Consider the following 25,494-nt stretch of genomic DNA (forward strand, 5'->3'; position numbering starts at 1 on the left):
GATGAGCACTTCCCTGGACCAGCTTCGCATCTCCCGCCGTGCCGTTCTCAAGGGCGGCGCGCTGACCGTTGGATTTGCACTGACGGTGACACCGGGCGCCGCCCTGGCGCAGGCTGTCGGTGGCGTGTCCCGTCGCACCGACGCCACACAGGTCGACGCCTATCTCGCCGTGAACGGTGACGGCACCGTGACGCTCTATTGCGGCAAGGTCGATCTCGGCCAGGGCTTGCGCATCGCGATTCCCCAAATCGCGGCCGAGGAACTCGGTATCGGTGTCGACCGGATCAAATATATCGAGGGCGATACCGCCCTGACACCTAATCAAGGTCGAACGTCGGGCTCGACCGGCATCCAGCGTGGCGGCATGCAGATTCGTCAGGCCGCGGCGACCGCGCGCAAGGCTTTGGTCGATCTGGCCGCGCAACGTCTCAATCTCAGGCCGGACGACCTGATCGCCGCAGACGGCGAGGTGCGGCCGAAGGCAGGCGGGGACGGCATTCGCTTTGCGGATCTGCTCGACGGCCGCAAGTTCGACGTCAAGCTCGATCCCAAGGCGCCGCTGAAGGATCCCGCAAGCTACACCGTCGTCGGCAAGTCGCTGCCGCGCCCGGACGTGGCGGCCAAATGCCTGGGCACCGCGACTTATATCCATGACCTGACCTTGCCGGACATGCTGCATGCGCGCGTGATCCGGCCGCCTGCGATCGGCGCCACGCTCGTTGCGGTCGACGAGGGGTCGATCAAGGACCTGGCCGGCGCAAGAGTCGTGAGGCTCAAGGATTTCCTGGCCGTCGTCGCCGACGACGAATGGACGACGGTGCGCGCCGCGCGCAGCCTGCGCGCGCAATGGAGCGAGGCATCGAACCTGCCGGTTCAGGACCGGCTGACGGAAACCCTGCGGACGGCTGCGGGCGCCACGGCGGAGACCCTCGTCACCAGGGGCACCCCGCCGTCAGCGCAGCCGCAGGACACCAAGACCCTGAGCGCCAGCTATTTCTGGCCGATGCAGAGCCACGCCTCGCTTGGTCCATCCTGTGCAGTTGCCGACGTGCGCACCGACGAGGCGACGATTTGGACGGCGTCACAGGGCATGCATGACAACCGCGTCACCTATGCCCGTTTCCTGGGCCTGCCCCTGGACAAGGTGCGGCTGATCTATCTCGAAGGCTCCGGCTGCTACGGCATGAACGGTCACGAGGACGCGGCAGCCGACGCCGCCATCCTCTCGCGCGCGATGGGACGTCCCGTCCGCGTGCAATGGTCGCGTGCGGACGAACTTGGCTGGGACCCGAAGGGCCCGCCGCAACTGCTCGATCTCTCCGGCAGTGTCGATGCCGAAGGCCGCATCCTGGACTGGCGCACCGAGATGTGGATTCCGCAGACCACCAAGGGTCTGCTCAACATTCCCCTGCTCGGACCCCAGGCCGCCGGGCTCGACAACGTCGTCGGCCTCAACACCGGGTTGATCTCGCAGAACGGCGATCCGCCCTACGAGGCCGCGCACATGCAGGTCGTCGTGCACTGGCTGAAGGAGACGCCGCTGCGGCCGGCGCCGCTGCGCTCGCCGGGAAAACCTGCCAATTGTTTCGCGGTCGAAAGCTTCATCGACGAGCTGGCCGCTGCGGCGCGCCTCGATCCGGTCGCGTTTCGGCTGCGCGGCCTGAAGAACCCGCGGGGTGTCGAGCTGATCAAGCGGGTGGCCGCGATGATGAAATGGGAGCCGCGGGCCTCTCCAGGCCCGAACATTGTCGCGGCGGTCGCGCGCGGCCGCGGCATGTCCTACATCCACTACAAGCACAGCGAGACGTTCGTCGCCATGGGAATGGAGGTCGCGGTCGAGCAGGCGAGCGGCAGAATCCAGGTCGAGCGCGTCGTCTGCGCGCATGATTGCGGGCAGATGATCAATCCGGACGGCGTGCGCTCCCAGGTCGAGGGCAGCATCCTGCAAACGATCAGCCGTGTGCTGATGGAGGAAGTGAAGTTCGACCGGTCGCGCGTGACAAGCGTCGACTGGACCGGATACCCGATCCTGAGATTCTCCGATGTTCCCAGGATCGAGATCGATCTGGTCGATCGGCCCACCGAGCCGCCGCTCGGTGCGGGCGAAGCCGCCTGCGCTGCGGTGGGCGCCGCGCTCGCCAATGCCGTGTTCGACGCGACCGGCCTTCGGCTGCGGACCGTCCCGTTCACCCCGGAGCGGGTGAAGGCGGTGCAGAACAGCAAGGCGATCTGAGTTCACCCCCGGCCAAGAAATCGGTCGCTGCCGTCCAAGAATTCGGCCCTCGCCCGGCTCACCCTTTGGGTTGATCCGAGCGAGGGAGACCATCAATGGCGATCGATTTCACGCTGACACCTGCGCAGCGCGCGCTGCAGCATCAATCCCGAAAGTTCGCAAGGGAGGCGCTGGCCGGCGTACGCGAGGCCGAGCTGCTCGCGACGCCCGAAGAGCGCTTCCTCGCAACGCGGCCGATCTACGAAGCCATGGTCGCGGCGGGCTATTTGCGCAAATGCATTCCGCAACCTGCGGGCGGCGACAATGCCGGCCTGGTCGACATGGCAATCATGGCGGAGGAGTTTTACGCGGTGAATCCGAGCGTGACGCTGACCATGCTCGGCAGCGTGCTCGGGCTGTTGCCGATCCTGCTCGGTGGCACGCCGGAGCAATGCGGCCGCTTGCTCGCGCCGTTTCTGAAGACGACCGGTGCGCCGCTCGCGGGCTTCTGTTCGTCGGAGCCCGGCGGCAGCGCCAATGCCGCCTCGCCGCCGCCCGGTGAGGGCGTGCGCACCACCGCACGGCGTGACGGCGACATCTGGGTGATCAACGGCCGCAAGAAATGGGTGTCGTCGGCGACCGGATGGGACGGCAAGGGCGCCGATGTGCTCTGCGTGGTGTGCCGCACCGATGCGAGCGTGCCGCCGGAGCAGGGCGTGTCCATCATTGCGGTCGAGAAGCCCGCATCGGGCATCGTGCTCGAGCGCGCCATCGACGCGATTGGCCACCGCGCGCATCTCGTGCCGCAATTCGCGCTCCACAACGTCACGGCGCCGCGCGGCAATCTGCTGGGGCGGGAGGGCGGCGGGCTGATGCTGGCGGCGGCGGCCTTCACCGGGACCGCGGCGCTGGTCTGCATCTTCGGCGTCGCGCTGATGCGTGCGGCCTTCGAGCATGCGCTGCATTTCGCCCGCACCGAGAAGCGCGGCGGCGTGCATCCGATCATCGAGCATCAGGCGGTCGGCTATGCGCTTGCGGATGCCAAGACCACGATTGAGGCGGCGCGCTATCTGAGCTGGCGGGCTTGCCACGCACTCGACACGCAATCGGCCGGCGCCGACGAACTGGCGATCCAGGCCAAGATCTACGGCTCGGAGGCCGCCGTCCGCGTCATCACCGAGCTGATGCGCGTGGTCGGCATCGACTCCTACGACAACGAGGCGCCGTTCGGCCGTCTGCTGCAGGATGCGCTGGCACTGCCGATCTTCGACGGCGGCAACATGGGCATCCGCCGCCGCCAGCTCCACACCATGCTGATGCGCCCGGACTACGATCCGCTGACCGCGTGTGGCGGGGCCTGAAATAGAGCCGCGACATGTGCGGCGTTTATCCTTCTCCCCTTGTGGGAGAAGGTGGCGCGAAGCGCCGGATGAGGGGTTGTCTCCGCAGTTCAACTGCGAGAGATTCGTTCGCGGAGAGAACCCCTCACCCGGCTTCGCTTTCGCGAAGCCACCCTCTCCCACAAGGGGAGAGGGTAGAAAACTCTACGCTCGACTAAGCTCCGTGTATCCGCCTTGACTGCTCCTCATAGGTCGCGGCTTCCGTGGCCGCGAGCCGTTCGAGCTGCACCGCGACGTGCTTGTGATAGGGCGTGCCGGCGATCGGATCGCGGTTGCCGCTTTCGGTGAGCGCGTTGATGCGCGGGCCGTTGCTCAGCCGCTCGCCATTGCCTGTGGGGTAGGTCTGGCCATAACCATGCGGCAGTGCGAGCTGGCCGTCGCGCATGGAGTCGTCGCGCTTGGCGCGGGCGACAATACGCCCCGCAGGCGAGCGCACCGCGATCCAGTCGCCGTCGCTCGCGCCGAGCGTCTCGAGGTCGCGCGCGTTGATGAGCAGCGCGCCATCCGGATCGTCGCGCCGCCATGCCGGATCGCGAAAAATCTGGTTGGCGTTGAACATGCGCCGCTGGCCGGCCGCGAGCACGAAGGGATAGTCGCGCGCGGGCAGCGCGCTTGCGGGATCAAGTTTTTCGAGCCACTCCAGCATCGGCGCGATCGCGAGCCGCACTTTGCGATCGGGATGGGCGAGCAGCGTCCACACCTCATCATAGTCATGCTCGGTGATCACGGTGCCGTGGCGCGCGCCGACGATGGCGTCGAACAGCGCATCGCCGAGCGCCGCGTCCGTCACTTCGGGCCCGGCCTTCAACGCGCGCCGTACCGCCACCGGCGAACGCTTGGCGCAGGCGAGCGACGCCATCCAGAGCGGCGCGGCGGCCGCGGTGCCGTCGGGCAGGCTCGCACCCAGCGTATGATAAAGTACGAGCGCGCCGAGGCTCGCGAGTTGCGGATTGGCGCCCATGAAGGCGCGGAATTCGCTGGCGAAGGCCGCGCGGGAATGCAGCGCGGCCTCGCGCAACGGCGCCAGCGCGTTGTCGCCGGGCAACAGGCCGAGCGCGCGCGACAGGCGCGTGTAGATTTCGGGCTCGGGCAGGGTGCCTTCGAGCGGTGCCACCACGCCAGCCCGGACATGGAAGACGTTCGCCGGAAACTCGAAATTGAACAGCGTGAACTCGGTTTTCTCATACTGCGATGAGGCCGGCAGCACGTAATGCGCAAGCTGCGCCGTCTCGGTCATGGCGACGTCAACGACGACAACGAGATCGAGCGCGCGCAGCGCTTTCTCGACCGCGGCGGTGTTGGCGGCGGTGTTCGCCGGATTGGACGAGTCGATCCATGCCGCGCGCAGGCGATCGGGATGATCTGATAGCACGGCGTCGCAGAACAGGTTCGGCGGCAGCAAGCCTCCGATCACCTCGGTGTCGACAGCGGCAAAGCGCTGGTTCGGCGAATTGCCCCAGAGGGGTTGCAGCCAGCTATGGAGCTGGTTGGTGCCCTTCCGGCCAAAACTGCCGGTCAGCATGATCAACAGTTTTTCCAGATAGGAGTTGAGCGTCGAGTGCACGCCCTGCTGGATGCCGAGCTCGACCCGCACCGTCATGGCCTTTGCGGCAACGATCATGTCGACGCAGCGCTCGATCTGGTCGAGCGGAACGTCCGCGGCCTCGGCCCATTGCGCGACGGGAATTTTCAGCAGCGCGTCGCGCACCTCGTCATAGCCGGTCGTATGCTCTGCGACGAACTCGCGGTCGACCGCGTCGCGCCGCACCAGCGTTGCCAAAATCGCGCCGAGCAAAAAGGCGTCGGCGCCGGGCCGGACGGCGAGATGCAGATCGGCCATCTCGGCCGTTTCCGAACGGCGCGGATCGATCACGATCAGCTTGCGATTCGGATCCTTCCGGATCTGGTTCAAATGATCGCGCGCGTTGGGGAAACCGTGCGCGACCCAGGGATTGGCGCCGATCACGAAGAGGAGGTCGCAGTGATGGACGTCCTCGGCGGTGTGGCAGGTCTGGCTGCCGAACATGTGGCCGTTGACCCAGAAATCGCCGGTCTTCTCCTGCGCCAGCGCATTGAAGACGTGGCGCGAGCCAAGGGCGCGGAGCAGCGCATTGGCATAGGCGCCGCCGGCGTGGTTGCCCTGGCCGCCGCCGCCATAGAGCGCGATGCTCTTGCCGCCGTGGCGTTCGACCAGATCGCGCAGCCTGGCTGCGATTTCCGCGATCGCAGTGTCCCAGTCGATTGCGTCAAAACCGCCATCGGCGCGGCGGCGGAGCGGCGTGGTCAGCCGATCGCGGTGATGGGCGTAGAACGGGATGCGTGAGGCCTTGTTACAGAGATAGCCCTGCGATTTCGGATGCTCGCGGTCGCCGCGCACCTTTGTGATGCGGCCGTCATCGACCCGGACTTCAATGCCGCAATTGACGTAGCAGAGGTTGCAGGCGGTCTTGCGCCATTCGGAATTTTGCATCGGCGTCTCTCCCGGGATCGTCTGGCCGGTCAATTTATATTATGATCGTCATATATACAACGGCCTTCGCGGGCGGCTGCCGGCAACAGGCGGACACGCAAGGGTGATGGCGCCGCGCCGCCCGGCATGCCAGACTGGTTCCGATCGCCAAAAACAGTCCCAAGATCAGATCGGTGGAATCATGAGTGACCAGCCTTTTCCGGGTCCCGCCTTGCGCCCGGTGCGCCTGCAGCTCGGTGCGCAGACGATCGCTGGCTTCGAAAGTGCCGGCACCGGCCGCCCGATCCTGCTGATCCACGGGAATTCGTCGTCCTCGCACATCTGGCAGAAGCAATTGCAGGGTCCGCTCGGGGGCCAAATATCGGGTGATCGCGATCGATCTGCCCGGCCATGGCGCCTCCTCGCCGCCGCCCAACCCGGAGCAGGACTATTCCGGCCGCGGCTATGCCGCGCTCATCGCCAGCGTTGCCCGCGAGCTCGGCTTGAAGGACGCGATCGTCGTCGGCTGGAGCCTTGGCGGGCATGCGGTCTTGAACGCGGCCGCGTCACTGCCGGGTGCCGCCGGCCTGATGATCTTTGGCACGCCGCCGATCGGCGCCGGGCCGGAGGGTTTTGCCGGATTCAAGGGACTGTCGGCGACCGTCTTCACGCCTGATCCGAGCGAGGCGCAGATCAGGGAATGGGTGCTGTCGGCCTTCGCGCCCGGCTATGCGCCGATCCCGCCCTTTGTCGAAGAGGATTTTCGCAGGACCGACGGCAATGCGCGCGGCTATCTCGGCGTCAATGCGCAGGCCGGCCGCCTCGTCAACGAGGTCGAGATCGTACGCGACCTGAAAATCCCGCTCGCGATCGTCCACGGCTCGGAAGAGCAGATCGTCGATCTCGGCTACCTCCAGCGCCTGCCGACCCCCGACACTGTGGCGCGGCGCCGTGCAGGTGATCGACGGCGCCGGCCACGCCGTGCAATGGGAGAAGGCGGAGGCCTTCAGCAAGCTGCTCGACGAGTTTGCGGCGAGTGTTTGACTCTCACCCTCCCCTGGAGGGGCCCTGGAGGGGGAGGGTCGATCGCGCGCAGCGCGAGCGGGGTGGGGTCTCTCCACTCGGGCAGTGTTCAGCGCGGAGAGACTGTCACCCCACCCCGCCAAGCATTCCGCTGCGCTCCATGCTTAGCGACCAGGGGAGGGTGGCGGCGCCGCGCACTAACCCAGCCCCGCGCGCCGAAAGCCTTCCAGATAGTGCTCGCGATCCGCATCGCTGTTCCAGGGCAGTTGCGTCGCGATCCAGGCGAGCGAGATGTTGGGCTGGGTGCGGCGCAGTTCGGAAAGCGCCGTCTCCGCCAACTTCCTGTCGCCGGTCATCCCGGCCGAGACTACCAGCACGCGATAGGCGCCGGTGAGATCGCCGCGGTGACGGATCGCCTCGCGCGCGAGCGCGATCGCTTCGTCATAGTGACGTTCGGTGAAGCGCGCATAGCCGGCGATGCCGTAGTAGATCGCAAGCGAGGGATCGCGCGGGCTGAGCCGGATCGCCCGCTGGGCCGCTTCGTAGGACTCGCTGCTGCGACCGGCATAGGACAGCGCCAGCGCGTAATAGCCTTGCGCGACCGAAAAATTTGGATTGAGCGCGAGCGCCTGCTCGAACTCAGACAGCGCGTCGTCGAGCCGCCGGGTCGAGAAATAGACGCTGCCGAGCGCGGTGTGAGCCCAGGGGTCTTCGTGGTCGCTCCTGACCGCTGCCAGTGCCGCGCGCTCGGCGATCGGCGCGGCGGTGGCGCGCTCCGACCAGCCGAGATGCACGCCGAACATGTGGCTTGCTGCCAACAGTGACAGCGCCTGGCCGTAATCGGGATCGATGGCGATCGCCTGTTCGAGCAGCGCCTGCGCCATCCGATGATCCTGCCGCGTGATGCGCCAGTAATGCGACAGCGCGCGCATCAGCAGGTCCCATGCATCGAGGCTCGCCGGCTGCTTGCGCCGGGCGCGAAAATTCTCCGCGGCATAGATCTGCGGCTCGATCGCGGCGACGATGGCGTTGGTGATCTCGTCCTGGACCGCGAAGACGTCGCCGAGTTCGCGGTCGTAATGCTCGGCCCAGATATGGCTGCCGGTGGTGGCGTCGTTGAGCTGGGCCGTGATGCGCACGCGGTCGCCGGCCTTGCGCACGCTGCCTTCGACGACGTAGCCGACACCGAGCTCTTCGGCGATCTCCCTGATATGGACCGTACGTCCCTTGTACGTGAAGGACGAGTTGCGGGCGATCACCAGGAACCAGCGCACCTTGGAAAGCGCGGTGAGGATGTCCTCGCTGATCCCGTCACAGAAATATTCCTGCTCGGGATCGTCGCTCATGTTCTCGAAGGCGAGCACCGCAATCGCCGGGCGATCGGGCGCCGTACGCGGCGGTGTTGCTTGCGCAGGCGCAAACGTTGCTGTCGCGGGGGCCTGTTCCCTGACTTCGCCGACGAAGCGAAACCCCTTGCGCGGGACGGTCTTGATCAGCCGCTGAGCCTCGCCGTCGTCGCCGAGCGCTTTTCGCGCGGCATTGATGCGGCTGTTGAGCGCGGAGTCCGAGACGATGCGCTCGCCCCAGACCTCCGCGATTAGGTCATCCTTGCTGACCACGCGATCCCGCTGCTCGACCAGATAGACCAGCAAATCGAACACTTGCGGCTGCATGGGCACGGGCGTGCCGTCCCGCGTCAGCTCGCGAAGGCTGCAGTCAAGGGTATGATTTTCAAAGCGAAATCGCACGAATCTGTCGTCTCAAGCAAAAATCACTGTCGTCTCAGGCGAAAATCAACCGTCCGCAAAAGTCATGGCACGCCCCATACGGCATGGTGCAGCGACCTAACGAGTGCCGGTGTCTCGGCGCAACGGAGCTGTCTATGACCCAAGTTCATTCCATTGGCCCCGAAGTTGCGGGCTCCAGAGTGTTTAAGCTCTTCGCATTTTTGTACGGAATTGCGGCCTATCTCGTCTTTCTCGTCACCGTCCTCTACGCCATCGGTTTCGTGATGGGCCTGGTGGTGCCAAAGAGCATCGATACCGGTGCGGATTCGTCGGTGGTCGAGGCGATCGTCATCAATCTGCTCCTTATGGCGCTGTTCGCGGTTCAACACAGCGTGATGGCACGGCGGCGCTTCAAGGCCTGGTGGACGCAATTCGTTCCGAAGCCCGTCGAGCGCAGCACTTATGTGCTGTTCGCGAGCCTGTCGCTGCTGCTGTTGTTCTGGCAGTGGCGCCCGATGCCCACGATCGTATGGAACGTCGAGGATCCCGATCTCGCCGCGACCGTCGTCACGCTGTCGTTCGCCGGCTGGGTGCTAGCGTTCACGAGCACCTTCATGATCAATCACTTTGAATTGTTCGGCCTGAATCAGGTGACCAATCATGTGCTCGACAAGGAGGCGTCGCCGCCGCGCTTCCGCACGCCGCTGTTCTACAAATTCGTGCGCCATCCCCTCTACCTCGGCTTCATCATCGCGTTCTGGGCGACGCCGACCATGACCGTGGGCCATCTGCTGTTCGCAGCCGTGACCACGATCTACATCCTGCTCGGCATCGCGCTTGAGGAGCGCGACCTCGTCGACCTCTTCGGCGACGAGTACCGGCAATACAAACAACGCGTGTCGATGCTTATTCCCTGGCGCAAATCGATTTGAAGAAATCCAAGAAGGAGAGAAGAAAATGAAACATACTGGTCGATGCTTTTGCGGCGCTGTCGCGATCGAGGTTGCGGGATCGCCGGAAGCGATGGGCTATTGCCACTGCGGCTCATGCCGCTCGTGGTCCGGCGGCCCGGTGAACGCCTTCAGCCTGTGGAAGCCGGAGGCCGTGCGTATCACCGCCGGTGCCGATCATGTCGAGACGTTTTCGAAGACACCGCTCAGCCAGCGCAAATACTGCCGGAAATGCGGCGGTCACCTCATGACCAACCATCCGCCGCTCGGGCTCGTCGACGTCTTCACTGCCACGATCCCGACACTCGCCTTCGCGCCCGCCGTTCACGTCAACTACGCCGAGACGGTGCTGCCGATGCGCGACGGCCTGCCCAAGCTGAAGGACTTCCCCGCCGAGTTCGGCGGCAGCGGCGAGATGGTGCAGGAGTAGGAGGCACGCAGCGTTCCCTTCTCCCCTTGTGGGAGAAGGTGGCGCGAAGCGCCGGATGAGGGGTCTCTTTCCGCGGAATGTGGAGTCGCCAGAAGGCGCGGAGAGAGACCCCTCACCCGCCTCGCTTCGCGAGGCACCCACTCCCACAAGGGGAGAGGGAAGAAGTCATTCCAGCCCCGCGCGCCGCAGCCCTTCGAGATAATGTTCCCGGTCCGCCGCGCGCTTCATCGGCAACTCGTTGGTGATCCAGGCGAGCGTGACGCCGGGCTGGGCGCGGCGCAGTCCTTCGAGCGCTGAGGCGGCGAGCGCGCGGTGGCCGGACATGCCGGCGGATGCGGTCAGCACGCGATGCGCGCCGACGAAGTCGCCGCGCTGACGCAACGACTCGCGCGCGAGCTGGATGGCGTCGTCATAGTTGCCGCCGATGAACTGGGCATAGGCGGCGATGCCGTAATAGATCGCCGAGAACGGATCGCGCGGACTGAGTCGCAGCGCACGCCGCGCGGCCGCATCACCGTCCTGCCAGCGCCCGGAATAGCACAGTGCGACACCATAGAAGGCCTGCGCCATCGCAAAATTGGGATTGAGCCGCAGCCCCATCTCGAATTCCGCGATCGCATCGTCGAAGCGGCGCTGGAACAGGTATGTGTAGCCGAGCCCGTGATGGGCCCAGGCATCCTCACCGTCGGCTTCGACGGCCGCAAGCGCGGCGCGCTCGGCGACCGGCACTGCAGTGCCCATGCTGGCCCAGCCCATATGCGCGCCAAAAATGTGGCTGGTAGCCAACAGGCCGAGCGCCTTGCCGTAATGCGGATCGATCGCGATTGCCTTCTCGAGCAGGGCCTGCGCCGCAAAATTGTCCTCGCGCGTGATGCGCCAGAAATGCGACAGCGCGCGCATCACCAGATCCCAGGCATCCAGGCTGCCCGGCGGCTTCTGCTGCGCGCGAAAGCTCTCGGCGGCGTAGAGCTGCGGCTCGATCGCCGCGACGATGGCCTCGGTGATCTCGTCCTGCACGGCGAACACGTCCGCGAGGCTGCGGTCGTAGCGCTCGGCCCAGAGATGGCTGCCGGTGGAGACGTCGTTGAGCTGCGCCGAGATGCGGACCCGGTCGCCGCTCCGCCGCACGCTGCCTTCGAGCACGTAGCGCACGCCGAGCTCGCGCGCGATCTCGCTGAGGTGCGCCGCGCGCCCCTTGTAGACGAAGGACGAGTTGCGCGCGATGACGAAGAACCAGCGCAGTTTTGACAGCGCGGTGATGATGTCCTCGCTGATGCCGTCGGAGAAATAATCCTGCTCGCGGTCGCCGCTCATATTGGTGAAGGGCAGCACCGCGATCGCGGGCCGGTCCGGGAGCGGCAGCGCGGCCTGCGCGTTCCTCCTCTCCAGGACGATCGCGGGTTCCATCTGGCCCGGCCGCAGCTCGATGTCGCCGACGAAGCGGAACCCTTTGCGCGCGATGGTGCGGATCAGGGCTTGGTTCGCGCCGCTGTCGCCGACGGCCCTGCGCGCGGCGTTGATCCGGCTGGTGAGCGTGGATTCCGACACGGAACGCCCGTGCCAGATCTTGTCGATCAGTTCCTCCTTGGTCACCACCCGGTCGCGATTTTTCATCAGATGGACGACGAGGTCGAACACCTGCGGCTCGACTGACACGGGAGCATCGCTCCGGCTCAGCTCGCGCCTGTCGGTATCAAGTAGATGATCCCCAAACAGAAATTGCACCGGGAACTCTGACCTCACGAGAAAATCAAGCGAATGAAAAGACAAAATGAAATTGGCGGTCGAGTCTTTGAGTCCGCCGAGGGGCATCCTTGGTTCATCGCGACGGAAGGATGCCTGCCATGCCATTTCGGGATAGGAATGCAACCTCTGAGGGAAACCGGCGGCTTCATGCGAGGCTACTCGAGGCCATGCATCAGTCGCGACAGCGTCAGGCCACCGCGATCCTGTCCGCGCATGCGAACCTGCTCGCCAGCCAGGAACCGGCCGAGCCGCCGCGTGTGACGCCACAGGTGCGGAACTCACACGAGGCGAAGCCGTGGCGGCCCGGCGCGCTGATCGGCACGATCGCCGTGCTTTTGATCCTGGCTCATGCGATCTGCGCGGCCATGATCGTCGATCGTGCGCTGGCGCACGCCCCGGCATCGATCGCGATCAGCCCGAGCGACTGATCGCCCCGCGCCTTACGCCGGCCACGCCTGTCCGCCGCCGTCGATGCGCAGCACCTGGCCCGAGACGAACGCGCCCATCGGGCCGGCAAAAAACTCCACGACGCGCGCGACCTCGTCGACGGTGGCGACGCGGTCGAGCGTACCGGTCTCGACCATCCGGCTGGGATCGACCGCGCGAGTGCCGAGGAAACGGCCGGTGCGGGTGTCGCCGGGCGCGATGCAGTTGACGGCGATATCAAAGGCGCGAAGCTGGTCGGCGAGGCAGCGCGTGTAATGCGTCACGCCCGCCTTCGCCACCGCATAGATCGAGCCGTTGGTGCGGCCCTTGAAGGCCGCGACCGAGCCGAGCGTGACGATGCGGCCGCGCCGCCGCTCCATCATGCCGCGCGCGACAGCCTGGCAGGTCAAAATGGTCGAGAGCAGGTTGCGCTCCAGCACGGCGCGCACGTCCGCTTCCTTGATGTTCACGGCGTCGTTCGGATCGGGCTTGCCGCCGGCGGCCGCGATATCGCCGCCGGCATTGTGCACGAGGATGTCGATCGGGCCGAGCGCGCTTTCCGTCTCCGCGATCACGCGCGAAATGTCGTCGGCCCTGGTGAGGTCGCCGAGCACGCGCCGGGTGCGGACACCGAACGCTGCGCCGATCTCGGCGGCAACAGCCGTGAGTGTGGTGCCCTCGCCATATTCGGCCGGCCCGTTCTCGCGCATGCCGTGAATCGCGACGTCGGCGCCGAGCGCGGCGAGCTTTTCCGCAAAGGCGCGGCCGAGCCCGCGTCCCGCGCCGGTCACCAGCGCCACCTGGCCGGCCAGGATCTTCGTTCCGTCATGCGATGCCATGATCTTCTCCTCGTGATGCGGCGCAGTTTGCCGCGAGGCTGCGGCCGGTCGCAAGGGGCGCGATGCCAGCGCAATTTGTCACGGCAGCGTTGCAGGCAAATTTGATGCGTGAGACGGCGGCCGTCGTCGTGCTAGACATCGCGTCAGATGGAGTCCCATCGTCCAGCCACTTCAATACAACGCAGAAGCACACAGGGAGAGTCCGTTGGCCTATTCGAACACGCAGCTTTTTATTGGCGGCAAATGGCGCCCGGCCCAATCGGGCAAGGTCATCGAAGTCCTCAATCCCGCGACCGAAGAGGTGATCGGCACCGTCGCCCATGCCGGGAAAGCCGATCTCGACGAGGCGCTGGCCGCGGCCGCCGCGGGCTTCAAGATCTGGCGCAATGTCGCCCCGTTCGAGCGTTGCCGCATCATGCGCAAGGCCGCCGCGATCATGCGCGAGCGCAATGACGAGATCGCCCCGCTCTTGACCATGGAGCAGGGCAAGACCCTGGCCGAGGCCAAGATGGAAGCGATGGCCGCCGCCGACGTGATCGAATGGTTCGCCGAGGAGGCCAAGCGCGCCTATGGCCCTCTGATCCCGGCGCGCGGGCCCGGCATCTACCAGCTCGCGATGAAGGAGCCGGTTGGTCCGGTTGCTGCCTTCACGCCCTGGAATTTCCCGATCAACCAGGTGGTGCGAAAACTCTCGGCAGCACTCGGCGCGGGCTGCTCGATCATCGTCAAGGCCCCGGAGGAAACGCCGGCCTCGCCCGCGCAGCTCATCCGCGCCTTTGCGGATGCAGGCGTGCCCGACGGCGTCATCAACCTCGTCTACGGCGTGCCCGCGGAAATCTCCGAATATCTCATCCCGCATCCGGTGATCCGAAAAATCTCCTTCACCGGTTCGACCAATGTCGGCAAGCAGCTCAACGCGCTCGCCGGCCTGCACATGAAGCGCGCCACTATGGAGCTCGGCGGCCACGCACCGGCGATCGTGTTCAAGGACGCCGACGTCACTTCGGCGGCGAAGATCCTTGCGGCGGCGAAGTATCGCAACGCCGGCCAGGTCTGCATCTCGCCGACCCGCATGCTGGTGCAGGACGACGTGTTCAACGAGTTCGTCGACAAGTTCGTGGACGGCGCCAAGGCGTTCAGGGTGGGCAACGGCCTCGACCCCGAGTCCAAGATGGGGTCGCTCGCCAATCCGCGCCGCGTCACCGCGATCGAAGGCATGGTGCAGGATGCCGTCGGCAAGGGCGCCAAGCTCGAGACCGGTGGCAAGCGCGTCGGCAACAAGGGCTATTTCTTCGAGCCGACTGTGGTGAGCGACGTGCCGAAGGACGCGCGCGCCACGAACGAGGAGCCGTTCGGCCCGCTCGCGCTGATCTCGCGCTTCTCAAGTTTTGACGAGGTCGTCGAGGAAGCCAATCGCCTGCCCTTTGGTCTGGCCTCCTACGCCTTCACCAGCTCGACGAAGACCGCAACCGCGATCGGCTCGGCGGTCGAAGCCGGCATGATGTCGATCAACAGCTTTGGTCTCGCTTTGCCCGAAGTGCCCTTCGGCGGCATCAAGGATTCCGGCTACGGCTCGGAAGGCGGCACCGAGGCGATGGAAGGCTATTTCAACACCAAGTTCATCACGCAGACGGGCGTGTGATCCTGGACGAAAGACGACGGCTGCGCATCGCGAGGTGCGCAGCCGCGTTTCGTGGGATGGGTGGAGCGCTACGTCTTCGCCATCTTGATCGCACGGAGGTTGATCTGTCCGATCGACCTACATTCCCCAGTTCGGATGGCGATTGCTATACGAACCCGTCTCACTATCCAGTTGTGTTGAGCGGTAGTGGATCGGGGGCCTGGGCGGTGCGTAGGCGAAACCCGGAACGGTGCGTACGTTCACACCTTGGTTGGCGGGAGCAACGGCATGCCGTCGGTGTGACTGAGACGCCGTAGCGGCGTGGGCGGATGCATGCACAGCGATCAAGAAGCTCAAGGCCAAAAGAGAACGCATGGGAACCTCCCTCCGATCGGCCTGCTGCGAACTTGCAAAGGGGGCAACGCCGCCTCGATCTGTTACGGCATCACGATCAACCGCAACTGCGCTGGGTCACAGGCGCTTGCATCGCTTTATGGATATGACCGCGCAGGTTCGTTGAAATTCCCGCTACCAGCAAATTGAACTCTAGGTATTTGCCGGATTGGATCGTTGGAAGACGAGCGGGCCATGGGTGCCGGCCGGCATCCGTACTTCCTTGCGCCCTCTTTCCAACAAGAGGGTCACGGAATCGAGCACAACTCGGGCATCTGGTGCCGCGGGACTGCTGATGCATGCTTTTGAAGCTGGTGCTGCCGGACAGGATTGAACTGTCGACCTCTCCCTTACCAAGGGAGTGCTCTACCACTGAGCTACGGCAGCAAACGCTGGTCGAGAATCGGCCGCCACGAGGGGCCTACCAAGCGGGCTGTTCTGTGCCACAAGCCCCCCTCATGTGCAAGCTTGCTGGCCCCTGTAAACCGATAAAATCGGGCCGATCCCGGGCTCAAACGGATCATTTCGCCCCGAAACGCTCGGCTTTGGCCCGATTTGGTTCCCTCGAGTGCTCTAGCCAATTGGTCAGTTGGCGATCATCCGGAATTCGCCCCAATCTGGCAGCTTCATTGCTCCGGGCCCCCTTGAGCTGTCGTCCTGCGATGGCATCCTATCGGCGATCTCCCCGGCCCTGAATGTAACCTGATCGACAATGACTGATGAGACCGACAAGGCCGCCCCAGGCCGCCGCGACACGAAGCAGGACCGCCTCGCGTCCGCGCTGCGCGAAAACCTGAAGCGGCGGAAGGTGCAGGCGCGCGAGCGCAGCAAGCCGTCCGAGCCCTCGCGCAATGACGAAGTCACCCCACATCAGGGGATCGCCGGGAAGTCCGGCGACTAGTTTTGGAATGAGCGGGAGTGACGATGGGACAGGACGGCGAACCGCAACCAACCGGTCATGACGCGCTGATCTCGCGGTTCTCGCGCCCCGAGCAGACTTTCCCGACGCTCAACGAGACCGAAATAGCGCGCCTGCGCCAGTTCGGCGAGATACGCAGCTACAAGAGCGGCGATCTCCTGTTCGAAACCGGCAAGCGAGGCCCGGGCATGTTCGTCGTGCTGTCCGGTCACGTTGCGATCACCCAGCGCGACGGGCTCGGCCACGTCACGCCCGTCATCGACCAGGGACCCGGCCAGTTCCTTGCCGAGCTCGGCCAGCTCTCCGGGCGGCCGGCGCTGGTCGACGGCCATGCCGATGGCGATGTCGAGACATTATTGATTCCGCCGGATCGCCTGCGCGCGCTGCTCGTCGCCGAAGCCGAGCTCGGCGAGCGCATCATGCGTGCGCTGATTTTGCGCCGGGTCAGCCTGATCCAGGGCGGCATCGGCGGCCCCGTGCTGATCGGTCCGCCGAATTCGATCGGCGTGGTTCGCCTGCAGGGCTTTCTCACCCGCAACGGCCAGCCGCATCACCTGCTCGATCCCGAGGGCGAGCACGACGCCGCCGAGATCATCGCGCGCTATTCGCCAAAGCCGGAGGACTGGCCGCTGGTCGTGACCGCCGGCGGCACCGTGCTGCGCAATCCCAGCGAGACGGAGCTCGGCCGCGCCATCGGCATGATCGGTGGTCCGCGGAACGATCGCATCTATGACGTTGCGATCGTCGGCTGCGGACCTGCGGGCCTTGCGACCGCGGTGTATGCGGCTTCCGAAGGGCTGTCGGTCGCCGTGCTCGATATCCGCGCCTTCGGCGGCCAGGCCGGCGCCAGTGCGCGGATCGAGAACTACCTGGGCTTTCCGACCGGCATCTCCGGCCAGGCGCTTGCGGGCCGCGCCTTCACCCAGGCGCAAAAGTTCGGCGCCGACATCATGATCCCGATGACGGTGAAGTCGCTGGATTGTTCGCGCAGCCACGGAAATACCTTCTCGCTGGCGCTCGACGGCGGCGATCTCCTGCGCTCGCGTTCGGTGGTGGTCGCCAGCGGCGCGCGCTATCGCCGGCCCGAGATCGAGAACCTCGATAAGTTCGAGGGCCGCGGCGTCTGGTACTGGGCTTCGCCCGTCGAGGCGCGGCTTTGTGCCGGCGAGGAGGTCGCGCTCGTCGGCGCCGGCAATTCGGCGGGGCAGGCGGCCGTCTTCCTCTCCGGCCATGCCAGGAAAGTGCTGATGATCATCCGCGGCGGCGGGCTGGGCGCCAGCATGTCGCGCTATCTCATCGAGCGCATCGAAGCGACGCCGAACATCGAATTGCTGTTCAATACCGAGGTTGTCGCGCTCGAGGGCGACGAGGCCGCGCTGTTGCGGCGGATCCGCTGGCGGAGCCGGCTGTCACCGGACGAAGACAGCGCCGATATCAAAAACCTCTTTTTGTTCGTCGGCGCCGATCCCGCCACCAACTGGCTCGACGGCTGCGGCGTCACGCTCGATCGCGGCGGTTTTGTCGTCACCGGCGCGCAGTCCGAACAGAACCAGGGTCGGCTCGTTGCGCCGCTCGAGACGTCGGTACCGGGTGTCTACGCCGTCGGTGACGTGCGCTCCGGCTCGGTCAAGCGTGTCGGCGGCGCCATCGGCGAAGGCGCGCAGGTCGTGGCCTCCCTGCACGGCTATCTCGGCGACGCCGCAAAACCGGCGCTTTAGTCAAGGAGAAGGCAAGCAAATGACAAGCGCGATGTGACTTGCCATCTCGCCGGGTAATGCGGACTATCGGCTTACCAAACGGGCCTGACAACAGAACGAATTTTCAACGGGAGGACTAAATGGCTGAAGTCGTCGTGCTCTACAGGACGCCCAAGGATGCTGCCGCGTTCGATAAATACTACGCTGAGACTCACATCCCGCTTGCGAAGAAGATTCCAGGTCTGAAGAAATATGCCATCAGCTCCGGTCCGGTCGCCTCGCCCGCCGGACCGTCCGGGGTTCATCTCGTCGCCATTCTCACTTTCGACAGCGTCGCCGACATCCAGGCAGGCTTTGCCAGCGAGGCAGGCAGGGCGGCAGGTGGCGACGTGCCGAAATTCGCCAGCGGCGGCGCCGATCTGCTCATCTTTGACACCAAGGAGGTTTGATCCGTCCGGGATCGATTCAACTTTCGTCGAAAGTCTGCTGTCTGATGTGACAGCGTTGCAAGAAATGCGCGCATGCGTTTGCCGTCGTGAACGGCGAACGCATGGCTCGCTCCAAGCGTGTGGCAAGATCGCATGTAGAATTCCGATGAGGACCGTAATACCATTCACTGGTATCTCAATGGGGAGAGTGTCATGGTCCTGGGATTGAGCCTGCCTGCGTTCACACTGGTCCATGTCATCATCAGCCTGATCGCCATCGTCGCCGGCCTCATCGTGATGTTCGGCATGCTCGGCTCGAAATCGTCGCCGGGACTGACCGCGATCTTCCTGCTCTTTACCATCCTCACCAGCGCCACCGGCTTCCTGTTTCCTTTCAAGGAGCTGTTGCCCTCGCACATGGTCGGCATCCTCTCGCTGGTACTGCTCGCGATCGCCTGCATCGCGCTCTATGTGATGAGGCTGTCGGGCGTCTGGCGTCCCATCTATGTGGTGACGGCGCTTGTGTCGCTCTATCTCAACGTCTTCGTGCTGATCACCCAGTCCTTCCTCAAGATCCCGGCGCTCGCCGCACTCGCGCCCGCGGTGCCGCCGAACCCGCCCGCCGGACCCGTGTTCGCGGTCGCACAGGGCGTCGCGCTGATCTTCTTCGTGGTCGTGATCATCGGCACCTGGCGCCGCTTCAGGCCGATGGCGTTCGCCTAAGCCTCGCCATCTCGCAAGATCATCTTCGGATCCGGGCTTGCGCTGTCGCGCGGCCCGGAACGATTCCAAGAGCAACAAGGAGCAGTCATGCCCACCATCACCACCAAAGACGGCGTCGAGATCTTCTACAAGGACTGGGGCAAGGGCCAGCCGATCGTGTTCAGCCATGGCTGGCCGCTGTCGTCAGACGACTGGGACGCGCAGATGCTGTTCTTCCTCAACAACGGCTATCGCGTCATCGCCCATGACCGCCGCGGCCACGGCCGCTCCACACAGGTCGCCGCCGGCCACGACATGGATCACTATGCCGACGATCTCGCGGCCGTCACCGCGCATCTCGACCTCAAGAACGCCATCCATGTCGGCCATTCCACCGGCGGCGGCGAGGTCGTGCACTACATCGCGCGGCATGGCGAGAGCCGGGTGGCGAAGGCCGCGATCATCGCCGCCGTGCCGCCTTTGATGGTGCAGACGGCGGCCAATCCGGGCGGCCTGCCGAAGAGCGTGTTCGACGATTTCCAGGCGCAGGTCGCGGCCAACCGCTCCGGCTTCTACCGCGACATCGCCGCGGGTCCGTTCTACGGCTACAACCGGCCCGGCGCAAAACCGTCGGAGGCCGTGATCCAAAACTGGTGGCGCCAGGGCATGATGGGCGGCGCGAAGGCGCATTACGACGGCATCGTCGCGTTCTCGCAGACCGACTTCACCGAGGATTTGAAGAAGATCAACGTGCCGGTGCTGGTGATGCACGGAGACGACGACCAGATCGTTCCCTACGCCGACTCCGCGCCGCTGTCGGCAAAGCTCCTGAAGAACGGCACGCTGAAAACCTACAAGGGCTTTCCGCACGGCATGCCGACCACGGAGGCGCCAACGATCAACGCCGACCTGCTGGCGTTCTTCAAGGGCTGAGGACGCTTCCTTCCTTCTCCCCTTGTGGGAGAAGGTGGCGCGCGTAGCGCGCCGGATGAGGGGTTGCATCCGCGACCAAAACTGCGAGAGATTTACTCGCGGATAGATACCCCTCACCCGGCTTCGCTCGCGCGAAGCCACCCTCTCCCACAAGGGGAGAGGGTGCAGATTGCCTTAAGGCCCTCGCGATGAAAGTCATCATCTTCGGCGCAACCGGCATGGTCGGGCAGGGCGTGCTGCGCGAATGCCTGATCTCGGCCGAGGTCACGCGCGTGCTGGTGATCGGCCGCAGCCCGACCGGGCAGCGCCACGTCAAGCTCACCGATATCATCCACGACAACTTCCTCGATTATTCGGCGATCGAGGCGCAGCTCGTAGGCTTTGATGCCTGCTTCTTCTGCCTCGGCGTCTCCTCGATCGGCATGGACGAGGCGCGCTACCGCCATCTCACCTACGACATCACCATGGAAGCGGCGAAGACGCTGGCGCGGCTCAATCCGCAGATGACCTTCATCTACGTCACGGGCACCGGCACCGACACGACCGAGCAGGGGCGCGTGATGTGGGCGCGCGTGAAGGGCAAGACCGAGAACGATCTGGCAAAGCTGCCGTTCAAGGCCACCTACATGTTCCGGCCCGGCGGCATTCAACCTCTGCACGGTGCCCGCTCGAAGACCGGCTGGGTGAACGCGTTCTATGTCGCGACCGCGCCGCTGCTGTCGCTCACCCATCGCCTCGCGCCGCGCCTGATGACCACAACCGAGAAGGTCGGCCGCGCCATGATCGGCGTGGCCCGGGACGGCTATCCGACGCGGGTGCTGGAGAACGAGGATATCAATAGCTTCTAGCCGACCGGCTCGATAGCCTCGCCGGCGGCGGGCGCGGTGGAACGGGCCCACGGCTCGCGACGTTAGAGGTCGGCCATGGCTCCCCAGCTCAAACTGATCGCGCTCGACGCCGACGACCTCGCGGTGATCTCAACCCATGTTCAGGACGCACGGGTGCAGACATCGGACATCATCTGGCGGCAGGGCGAGAAGCGTCTGGTGGTCGGGCTCAACCGGCTCGACTGGGAGCAGACGCTGCACGGCGAGACCGAGCCGAGCCGCTTGGTTTCGGCCCTCCGCTTCGACCGCGTGCTCGCCTGCAAATCGCGCAACATCGACCTCGCCGCGTCGGAGAAGGTGCTGGACCTCGTCGGCATCGAATTCCACGCCCACGACGCGCCCGGCGGCAGCGCGCTGTTGCTGTTCGCCCATGGCGGCGCCATCCGGCTGGACGTCGAATGCCTTGAATGCGAGCTGACCGACCTCGGCGCGGACGATCTCGGGACCGGGGAGGTGGGGGAGGCTGGGTGAGGGCGGTGATCCTGCGCCACATCCTCCGCTGTCGTCCTGGCGAAAGCCAGGACCCGTAACCCCAGGATTGAATGAGGCGGCAGGGCGGGGCCACATCTCGTTTCAATAACAAAGACTTGGGGTAATGGGTCCTGGCTTTCGCCAGGACGACCTTGAGGCAGGACGACGTCAAGCAACGGGCAATCTCCCAAGGGTTGACGCCGGATGCCCGTCGCGCCATTGAGCAGGGGGCTGCGCCGCCCCAAGGCGCCCCTGACACGCCGGAACGACACGCCAAAATGCCCATCCGCCTCGACCGCAGCAGCGCCGATTTTGACAAGCGATTTGCGGCCTTCCTTGCCGCCAAGCGCGAGATTTCAGCCGACGTCGAGGCCGCCGCGCGCGCCATCGTCAACGATGTCGCGGCGCGCGGCGACGCCGCCCTGATCGAGGCGACGAAAAAGTTCGACCGGCTGTCGCTCGATGCCGGCTCCCTGCGCGTCTCGGCCGCCGAAATCGATGCCGCGGTGGAGGCCTGCGATGCCGCGACCCTGGACGCGCTCAAGCTCGCCCGCGACCGCATCGAGACCTACCACGCGAAGCAACTGCCCAAGGACGAGCGCTTCACCGACCCGCTCGGCGTCGAGCTCGGCTGGCGCTACACCGCGATCGAATCGGCCGGCCTCTACGTGCCCGGCGGCACCGCGGCCTATCCGTCCTCGGTGCTGATGAATGCGGTGCCGGCCAAGGTCGCCGGCGTCTTGCGCCTCGTGATGGTGGTGCCGTCGCCCGACGGTAAGCTCAATCCGCTGGTGCTGGCGGCGGCCAAACTCGGCGGTGTCACCGAGATCTATCGCGTCGGCGGCGCGCAGGCTGTCGCCGCGCTCGCCCATGGCACCGCGACGATCGCGCCGGTCGCAAAGATCGTCGGCCCCGGCAATGCCTATGTCGCCGCTGCAAAACGGCTGGTGTTCGGCAAGGTCGGCATCGACATGATCGCCGGTCCGTCCGAGGTGCTTGTCATTGCCGACGACACCGGCAATGCCGACTGGATCGCCGCTGATCTCCTGGCGCAGGCCGAGCATGACGCGAGCGCGCAGTCGATCCTGATCACCGACTCGGCCCGGCTCGCCGCCGATGTCGAGGCCGCCGTCACCGCGCAGTTGACGACGTTGCCGCGCGCGGCGATCGCCAGCGCCTCGTGGAATGATTTTGGCGCCGTCATCATGGTGAAGGACCTCGCCGAGGCCATCCCGCTTGCGGACGCCATCGCCGCCGAGCATCTCGAGATCATGACATCAGACCCGGATGCGCTGGCGGCAAAGATCCGCAATGCCGGCGCGGTCTTCCTCGGCGCGCATACGCCGGAGGCCATCGGCGACTATGTCGGCGGCTCCAACCATGTGCTGCCGACCGCGCGCTCGGCGCGGTTCTCCTCGGGGCTCGGGGTCGCCGACTTCATGAAGCGCACCTCGATCCTGAAATGCGGCCCGGACCAGTTGCGCGCGCTGGGGCCTGCTGCCATGACTCTCGGCAAGGCGGAGGGGCTGGACGCCCATTCGCGCTCGGTTGGATTGCGCCTCAATCTGTCATGAACAAGCCGCCCGAACAGGACGACTCGAACAACCGCATCGTCGGCGTCACGCTCGACGAGGAATCGATCGGCCGCTCCGGGCCCGACATCGAGCACGAGCGCGCGATCGCGATCTACGATTTGATCGAGCAGAACCTGTTCGCGCCGGAAGGCGCTGATGGCCAGGGGCCGTTCACGCTGCATATCGGCATCACCGGCCACCGCCTGATGTTCGACATCCGCCGCGAGGGCGGCACGCCCGTGGTCGCGCATCTGTTGTCGCTGACGCCGTTCCGGCGGATCGTGAAGGACTATTTCATGATCTGCGACAGCTACTACCAGGCGATCCGGACCGCGACGCCGGACAAGATCGAGGCCATCGACATGGGCCGCCGCGGCATCCATGACGAGGGATCACGCACGCTGCAGGAGCGGCTGAAGGGCAAGGTGCGGGTCGATTTCGAGACCTCGCGCCGGCTGTTCACGCTCATTACTGTTCTGCACTGGAAGGGGTAAGAGCGGATGGCTGCGCCCCCACGCGCACGCGATCCGCAATCGGTGCTGTTCGCCTGTGCGATGAACAGCGTGCGCTCGCCGATGGCCGAGAGCCTGTTGCAGCACATGTTTCCGCAGGGGCTCTACGTGAAGTCGGCCGGCGCCAGGAAGGGCGAGCTCGATCCGTTCGCAATCGCCGTGATGGCCGAGCTCGGCCAGGACATCTCCATCCACAGGCCGCAGACTTTTGAGGAGCTGGAGGACTGGGAGGGGCTGAATTTCGACCTCATCATCACGCTCTCACCCGAGGCGCACCACAAGGCGCTGGAGCTGACCCGCACGCTTGCCGCCGACGTCGAATACTGGCCCACTCAGGACCCCACCACCATCGAAGGCAACCGCGACCAGAAGCTCGCCGCCTATCGCGAGGTCTGCGACCAGCTCCTGATGCGCATCCGCCGCCGCTTCGCGAAGGTGGGCGCGGCGAGCGAGTAGGCGGGCCGTAACACCGGCGTCACAGACCGCGGGCACACGCATTTGCAGGCCTCGAATCAGTTAAGTCCGGCCTTGGGTTCCCGGGTTGTGAAAGCAGCCCCCTTCCGATAGGTTCCGCGCGCAAATCCACCCCTGCTTCACCCCAAAATCACCTGATGCTCGGCCGCCCCAAATTCGTTCTTGCCTCCGGTTCGCCACGGCGCCTGTCGCTGCTCAACCAGGCCGGCATCGAGCCCGATGCCTTGCGGCCGGCCGATGTCGACGAGACGCCGAAGCGGGGCGAGCTGCCGCGCGCCTGCGCCAACCGCCTGGCCCGCGCCAAGGCCGATGCGGCGCTCAAATCGGTGCAGCTCGACGACGAGCTGCGCGGCGCCTTCATCCTCTCCGCGGATACGGTGGTGGCGGTCGGCCGCCGCATCCTGCCCAAGGCCAATCTGGTTGATGAGGCCGCGCAGTGCCTGCGGCTGCTCTCGGGCCGCAACCACCGCGTCTACACCGCGATCTGCCTCGTCACGCCGCGCGAAGCCTTCCGCCAGCGCCTGGTCGAGACCCGCGTGCGCTTCAAGCGCCTCTCGGAGGACGACATCCAGGCCTATATCGGCTCCGGGGAGTGGCGCGGCAAGGCCGGCGGCTACGCCGTGCAGGGCATCGCCGGCTCCTTCGTGGTCAAGATGGTCGGCTCCTACTCGAACGTCGTCGGCCTTCCGCTCTACGAGACCACGACGCTGCTCGGCGGCGAGGGGTTTCCGATCCGCTTCGGCTGGCTCAACGCCGCCGGCCTTTGAGCGCGGACCCGCCTTCCGCGCCAAAAGCGCGAAAACAACCCCATGCAAAGTAGACGGGTCCCGCGGGCCGCGGGCCGGGACGCCTGCGCGTCCACGGCGGGAACCCGGTTGCCGACAGTCTCCTAGACGCCTTCACCTCGTGTAAGCTGCCGCCATCATGGACGACCAAGCCAAAAAGCCGCTCCCCCCGCTCAAGACCTGCCCGATCTGCGGCAAGCCGGCCGAGCACGCCACCCGTCCGTTCTGCTCCTCGCGCTGCCGCGACGTCGACCTGAACCGCTGGCTGAAGGACGGCTACGTCATCCCGGGTCGCGAGAACCACGAGGACGATGTAGAATAATCAATAATATCAATTGTTTAAGCTATCGCTTGGCGCCGGCGGCGACAGTCACGCCAGCACCGCCGACCGTTGTTCACAGCCGGGCCGCGCCCGGCGAAGCCTCTTGGCGAAGCCGGGTGGACAGGCCGCCCTCAGCCCACTATAAACCGCCCGCTCGATGGGCCTTGGCCCTGTCGTCGGGTACGCCCAGGTAGCTCAGTTGGTAGAGCATGCGACTGAAAATCGCAGTGTCGGTGGTTCGATTCCGCCCCTGGGCACCATGACTTCTACCCACCAAATGTCGGTGGTTCGATTCCCGATTTCACCCTAGATGATGCGCTATTGCGCACAGTGACGAGTCTCAGGCGACTCGCACATGGGTACGAATGTACGAATCTGGGTAGCGACGAAAACTGAACTGGAGCGCTACCCGCTCGATTTGTCCGTGGTTCGAGGTCGTGTCCCAACTGATGGTGTAGCTCGGTAGAGCAAAGCCGCCTGCACGCGCGCCCCCAAGCAGCGCCGTAGCGGGCGGGCGGCTTTGCGGTGGTCATCGATGATTCGCCGGTAGGGTCGGGTTGCTGACACCAACCTG

Annotated in this window: 22 protein-coding genes, 2 tRNA genes and 1 pseudogene; 20 read left to right on the top strand and 5 right to left on the bottom strand. The window is 65.5% G+C overall.

The features are described 5' to 3' along the window. Position 1: 1 nt before the first annotated feature. Positions 2–2,233, top strand: a complete 2,232-nt coding sequence (locus JQ632_RS09655) for a molybdopterin cofactor-binding domain-containing protein (protein WP_212402066.1) — start codon at positions 2–4, stop codon at positions 2,231–2,233. A gap of 95 nt (positions 2,234–2,328) precedes the next feature. Next, positions 2,329–3,573 carry an acyl-CoA dehydrogenase family protein gene (locus JQ632_RS09660; protein WP_249151651.1) on the top strand — a complete coding sequence of 415 codons (1,245 nt, stop codon included), beginning with the start codon at positions 2,329–2,331 and terminating at the stop codon, positions 3,571–3,573. A 193-nt stretch (positions 3,574–3,766) separates the two neighbouring features. Here JQ632_RS09660 and JQ632_RS09665 read toward each other — a convergent pair whose 3' ends face one another. After that, a complete protein-coding gene (locus JQ632_RS09665) occupies positions 3,767–6,082 on the bottom strand; it encodes a molybdopterin-dependent oxidoreductase (RefSeq protein ID WP_212402067.1) in 2,316 nt (771 codons plus the stop codon). 365 nt (positions 6,083–6,447) lie between these two features. Here JQ632_RS09665 and JQ632_RS40420 point away from each other — a divergent pair. Next, positions 6,448–6,879: pseudogene (locus JQ632_RS40420) on the top strand (alpha/beta fold hydrolase); the annotation flags it as partial. A gap of 402 nt (positions 6,880–7,281) precedes the next feature. Here JQ632_RS40420 and JQ632_RS09675 read toward each other — a convergent pair. Beyond that, positions 7,282–8,832 (bottom strand): winged helix-turn-helix domain-containing protein, encoded by a 1,551-nt coding sequence (locus JQ632_RS09675; RefSeq protein WP_212402068.1) that lies wholly within the window; start codon positions 8,830–8,832, stop codon positions 7,282–7,284. Between the two features lie 134 nt (positions 8,833–8,966). On the opposite strand from JQ632_RS09675, the gene mddA reads away from it, so the two are divergent. Then, positions 8,967–9,743, top strand: coding sequence for a methanethiol S-methyltransferase (gene mddA / locus JQ632_RS09680; protein ID WP_212402069.1), 777 nt, complete (start codon positions 8,967–8,969; stop codon positions 9,741–9,743). Positions 9,744–9,768: 25 nt separating this feature from the next. Then, positions 9,769–10,191: a GFA family protein gene (locus tag JQ632_RS09685; RefSeq protein WP_212402070.1), complete on the top strand. Its 423-nt coding sequence runs from the start codon at positions 9,769–9,771 to the stop codon at positions 10,189–10,191. A 165-nt stretch (positions 10,192–10,356) separates the two neighbouring features. Here the strand turns inward: JQ632_RS09685 and JQ632_RS09690 are convergent, their stop codons facing one another. Then, entirely contained in the window at positions 10,357–11,916 is a 1,560-nt protein-coding gene (locus JQ632_RS09690; RefSeq protein ID WP_212402071.1) for a winged helix-turn-helix domain-containing protein, read from the bottom strand. Between the two features lie 188 nt (positions 11,917–12,104). On the opposite strand from JQ632_RS09690, the gene JQ632_RS09695 reads away from it, so the two are divergent. Further along, positions 12,105–12,365 carry a hypothetical protein gene (locus JQ632_RS09695; RefSeq protein ID WP_212402072.1) on the top strand — a complete coding sequence of 87 codons (261 nt, stop codon included), beginning with the start codon at positions 12,105–12,107 and terminating at the stop codon, positions 12,363–12,365. A gap of 12 nt (positions 12,366–12,377) precedes the next feature. On the opposite strand, the gene JQ632_RS09700 is transcribed toward JQ632_RS09695, so the two are convergent. After that, on the bottom strand, positions 12,378–13,202 hold the full coding sequence (locus tag JQ632_RS09700; protein WP_212402073.1) for an SDR family NAD(P)-dependent oxidoreductase: 825 nt from the start codon (positions 13,200–13,202) through the stop codon (positions 12,378–12,380). 205 nt (positions 13,203–13,407) lie between these two features. Between JQ632_RS09700 and JQ632_RS09705 the strand changes: the two genes are divergently transcribed. Beyond that, complete coding sequence (locus JQ632_RS09705) at positions 13,408–14,844, top strand: NAD-dependent succinate-semialdehyde dehydrogenase (RefSeq protein WP_212402074.1); 1,437 nt, start codon at positions 13,408–13,410, stop codon at positions 14,842–14,844. Between the two features lie 684 nt (positions 14,845–15,528). Here JQ632_RS09705 and JQ632_RS09710 read toward each other — a convergent pair. Further along, positions 15,529–15,603 (bottom strand) — tRNA-Thr (locus tag JQ632_RS09710). Positions 15,604–15,928: 325 nt separating this feature from the next. Between JQ632_RS09710 and JQ632_RS09715 the strand changes: the two genes are divergently transcribed. The 13 genes from JQ632_RS09715 (at position 15,929) to JQ632_RS09775 (ending at position 25,180) form a co-directional block, all read left to right on the top strand. Next, the gene (locus tag JQ632_RS09715; protein WP_212402075.1) at positions 15,929–16,117 is read left to right on the top strand and encodes a hypothetical protein; all 189 of its coding nucleotides are present in this window, start codon (positions 15,929–15,931) and stop codon (positions 16,115–16,117) included. A 23-nt stretch (positions 16,118–16,140) separates the two neighbouring features. Then, the gene (locus JQ632_RS09720; RefSeq protein WP_212402076.1) at positions 16,141–17,853 is read left to right on the top strand and encodes an FAD-dependent oxidoreductase; all 1,713 of its coding nucleotides are present in this window, start codon (positions 16,141–16,143) and stop codon (positions 17,851–17,853) included. Between the two features lie 119 nt (positions 17,854–17,972). Beyond that, complete coding sequence (locus JQ632_RS09725; RefSeq protein ID WP_212402077.1) at positions 17,973–18,281, top strand: EthD family reductase; 309 nt, start codon at positions 17,973–17,975, stop codon at positions 18,279–18,281. Positions 18,282–18,473: 192 nt separating this feature from the next. Then, a complete protein-coding gene (locus JQ632_RS09730) occupies positions 18,474–18,983 on the top strand; it encodes a hypothetical protein (protein ID WP_212402078.1) in 510 nt (169 codons plus the stop codon). An 87-nt stretch (positions 18,984–19,070) separates the two neighbouring features. Next, positions 19,071–19,895, top strand: a complete 825-nt coding sequence (locus JQ632_RS09735; RefSeq protein WP_212402079.1) for an alpha/beta fold hydrolase — start codon at positions 19,071–19,073, stop codon at positions 19,893–19,895. A gap of 188 nt (positions 19,896–20,083) precedes the next feature. After that, a complete protein-coding gene (locus tag JQ632_RS09740) occupies positions 20,084–20,743 on the top strand; it encodes an epimerase (protein WP_212402080.1) in 660 nt (219 codons plus the stop codon). A 75-nt stretch (positions 20,744–20,818) separates the two neighbouring features. Then, a complete protein-coding gene (locus tag JQ632_RS09745; RefSeq protein WP_212402081.1) occupies positions 20,819–21,253 on the top strand; it encodes a DUF2948 family protein in 435 nt (144 codons plus the stop codon). Positions 21,254–21,531: 278 nt separating this feature from the next. Further along, positions 21,532–22,827, top strand: coding sequence for a histidinol dehydrogenase (gene hisD / locus JQ632_RS09750; RefSeq protein ID WP_212402082.1), 1,296 nt, complete (start codon positions 21,532–21,534; stop codon positions 22,825–22,827). After that, positions 22,824–23,321 carry a UPF0262 family protein gene (locus JQ632_RS09755; protein WP_212402083.1) on the top strand — a complete coding sequence of 166 codons (498 nt, stop codon included), beginning with the start codon at positions 22,824–22,826 and terminating at the stop codon, positions 23,319–23,321. Before hisD ends, JQ632_RS09755 begins: the two co-directional genes overlap by 4 nt. A 6-nt stretch (positions 23,322–23,327) precedes the next feature. Next, a complete protein-coding gene (locus tag JQ632_RS09760) occupies positions 23,328–23,795 on the top strand; it encodes a low molecular weight phosphatase family protein (RefSeq protein ID WP_212402084.1) in 468 nt (155 codons plus the stop codon). A gap of 155 nt (positions 23,796–23,950) precedes the next feature. Then, positions 23,951–24,580 carry a Maf-like protein gene (locus JQ632_RS09765; RefSeq protein WP_212402085.1) on the top strand — a complete coding sequence of 210 codons (630 nt, stop codon included), beginning with the start codon at positions 23,951–23,953 and terminating at the stop codon, positions 24,578–24,580. A 157-nt stretch (positions 24,581–24,737) separates the two neighbouring features. Continuing rightward, positions 24,738–24,920: a DNA gyrase inhibitor YacG gene (yacG, locus tag JQ632_RS09770; protein WP_212402086.1), complete on the top strand. Its 183-nt coding sequence runs from the start codon at positions 24,738–24,740 to the stop codon at positions 24,918–24,920. Positions 24,921–25,104: 184 nt separating this feature from the next. Then, positions 25,105–25,180, top strand: a tRNA-Phe gene (locus tag JQ632_RS09775). The last annotated feature ends 314 nt before the right edge of the window (positions 25,181–25,494 follow it).

This window comes from Bradyrhizobium liaoningense (assembly GCF_018130955.1).
Taxonomy (GTDB): Bacteria; Pseudomonadota; Alphaproteobacteria; order Rhizobiales; family Xanthobacteraceae; genus Bradyrhizobium; species Bradyrhizobium liaoningense_C.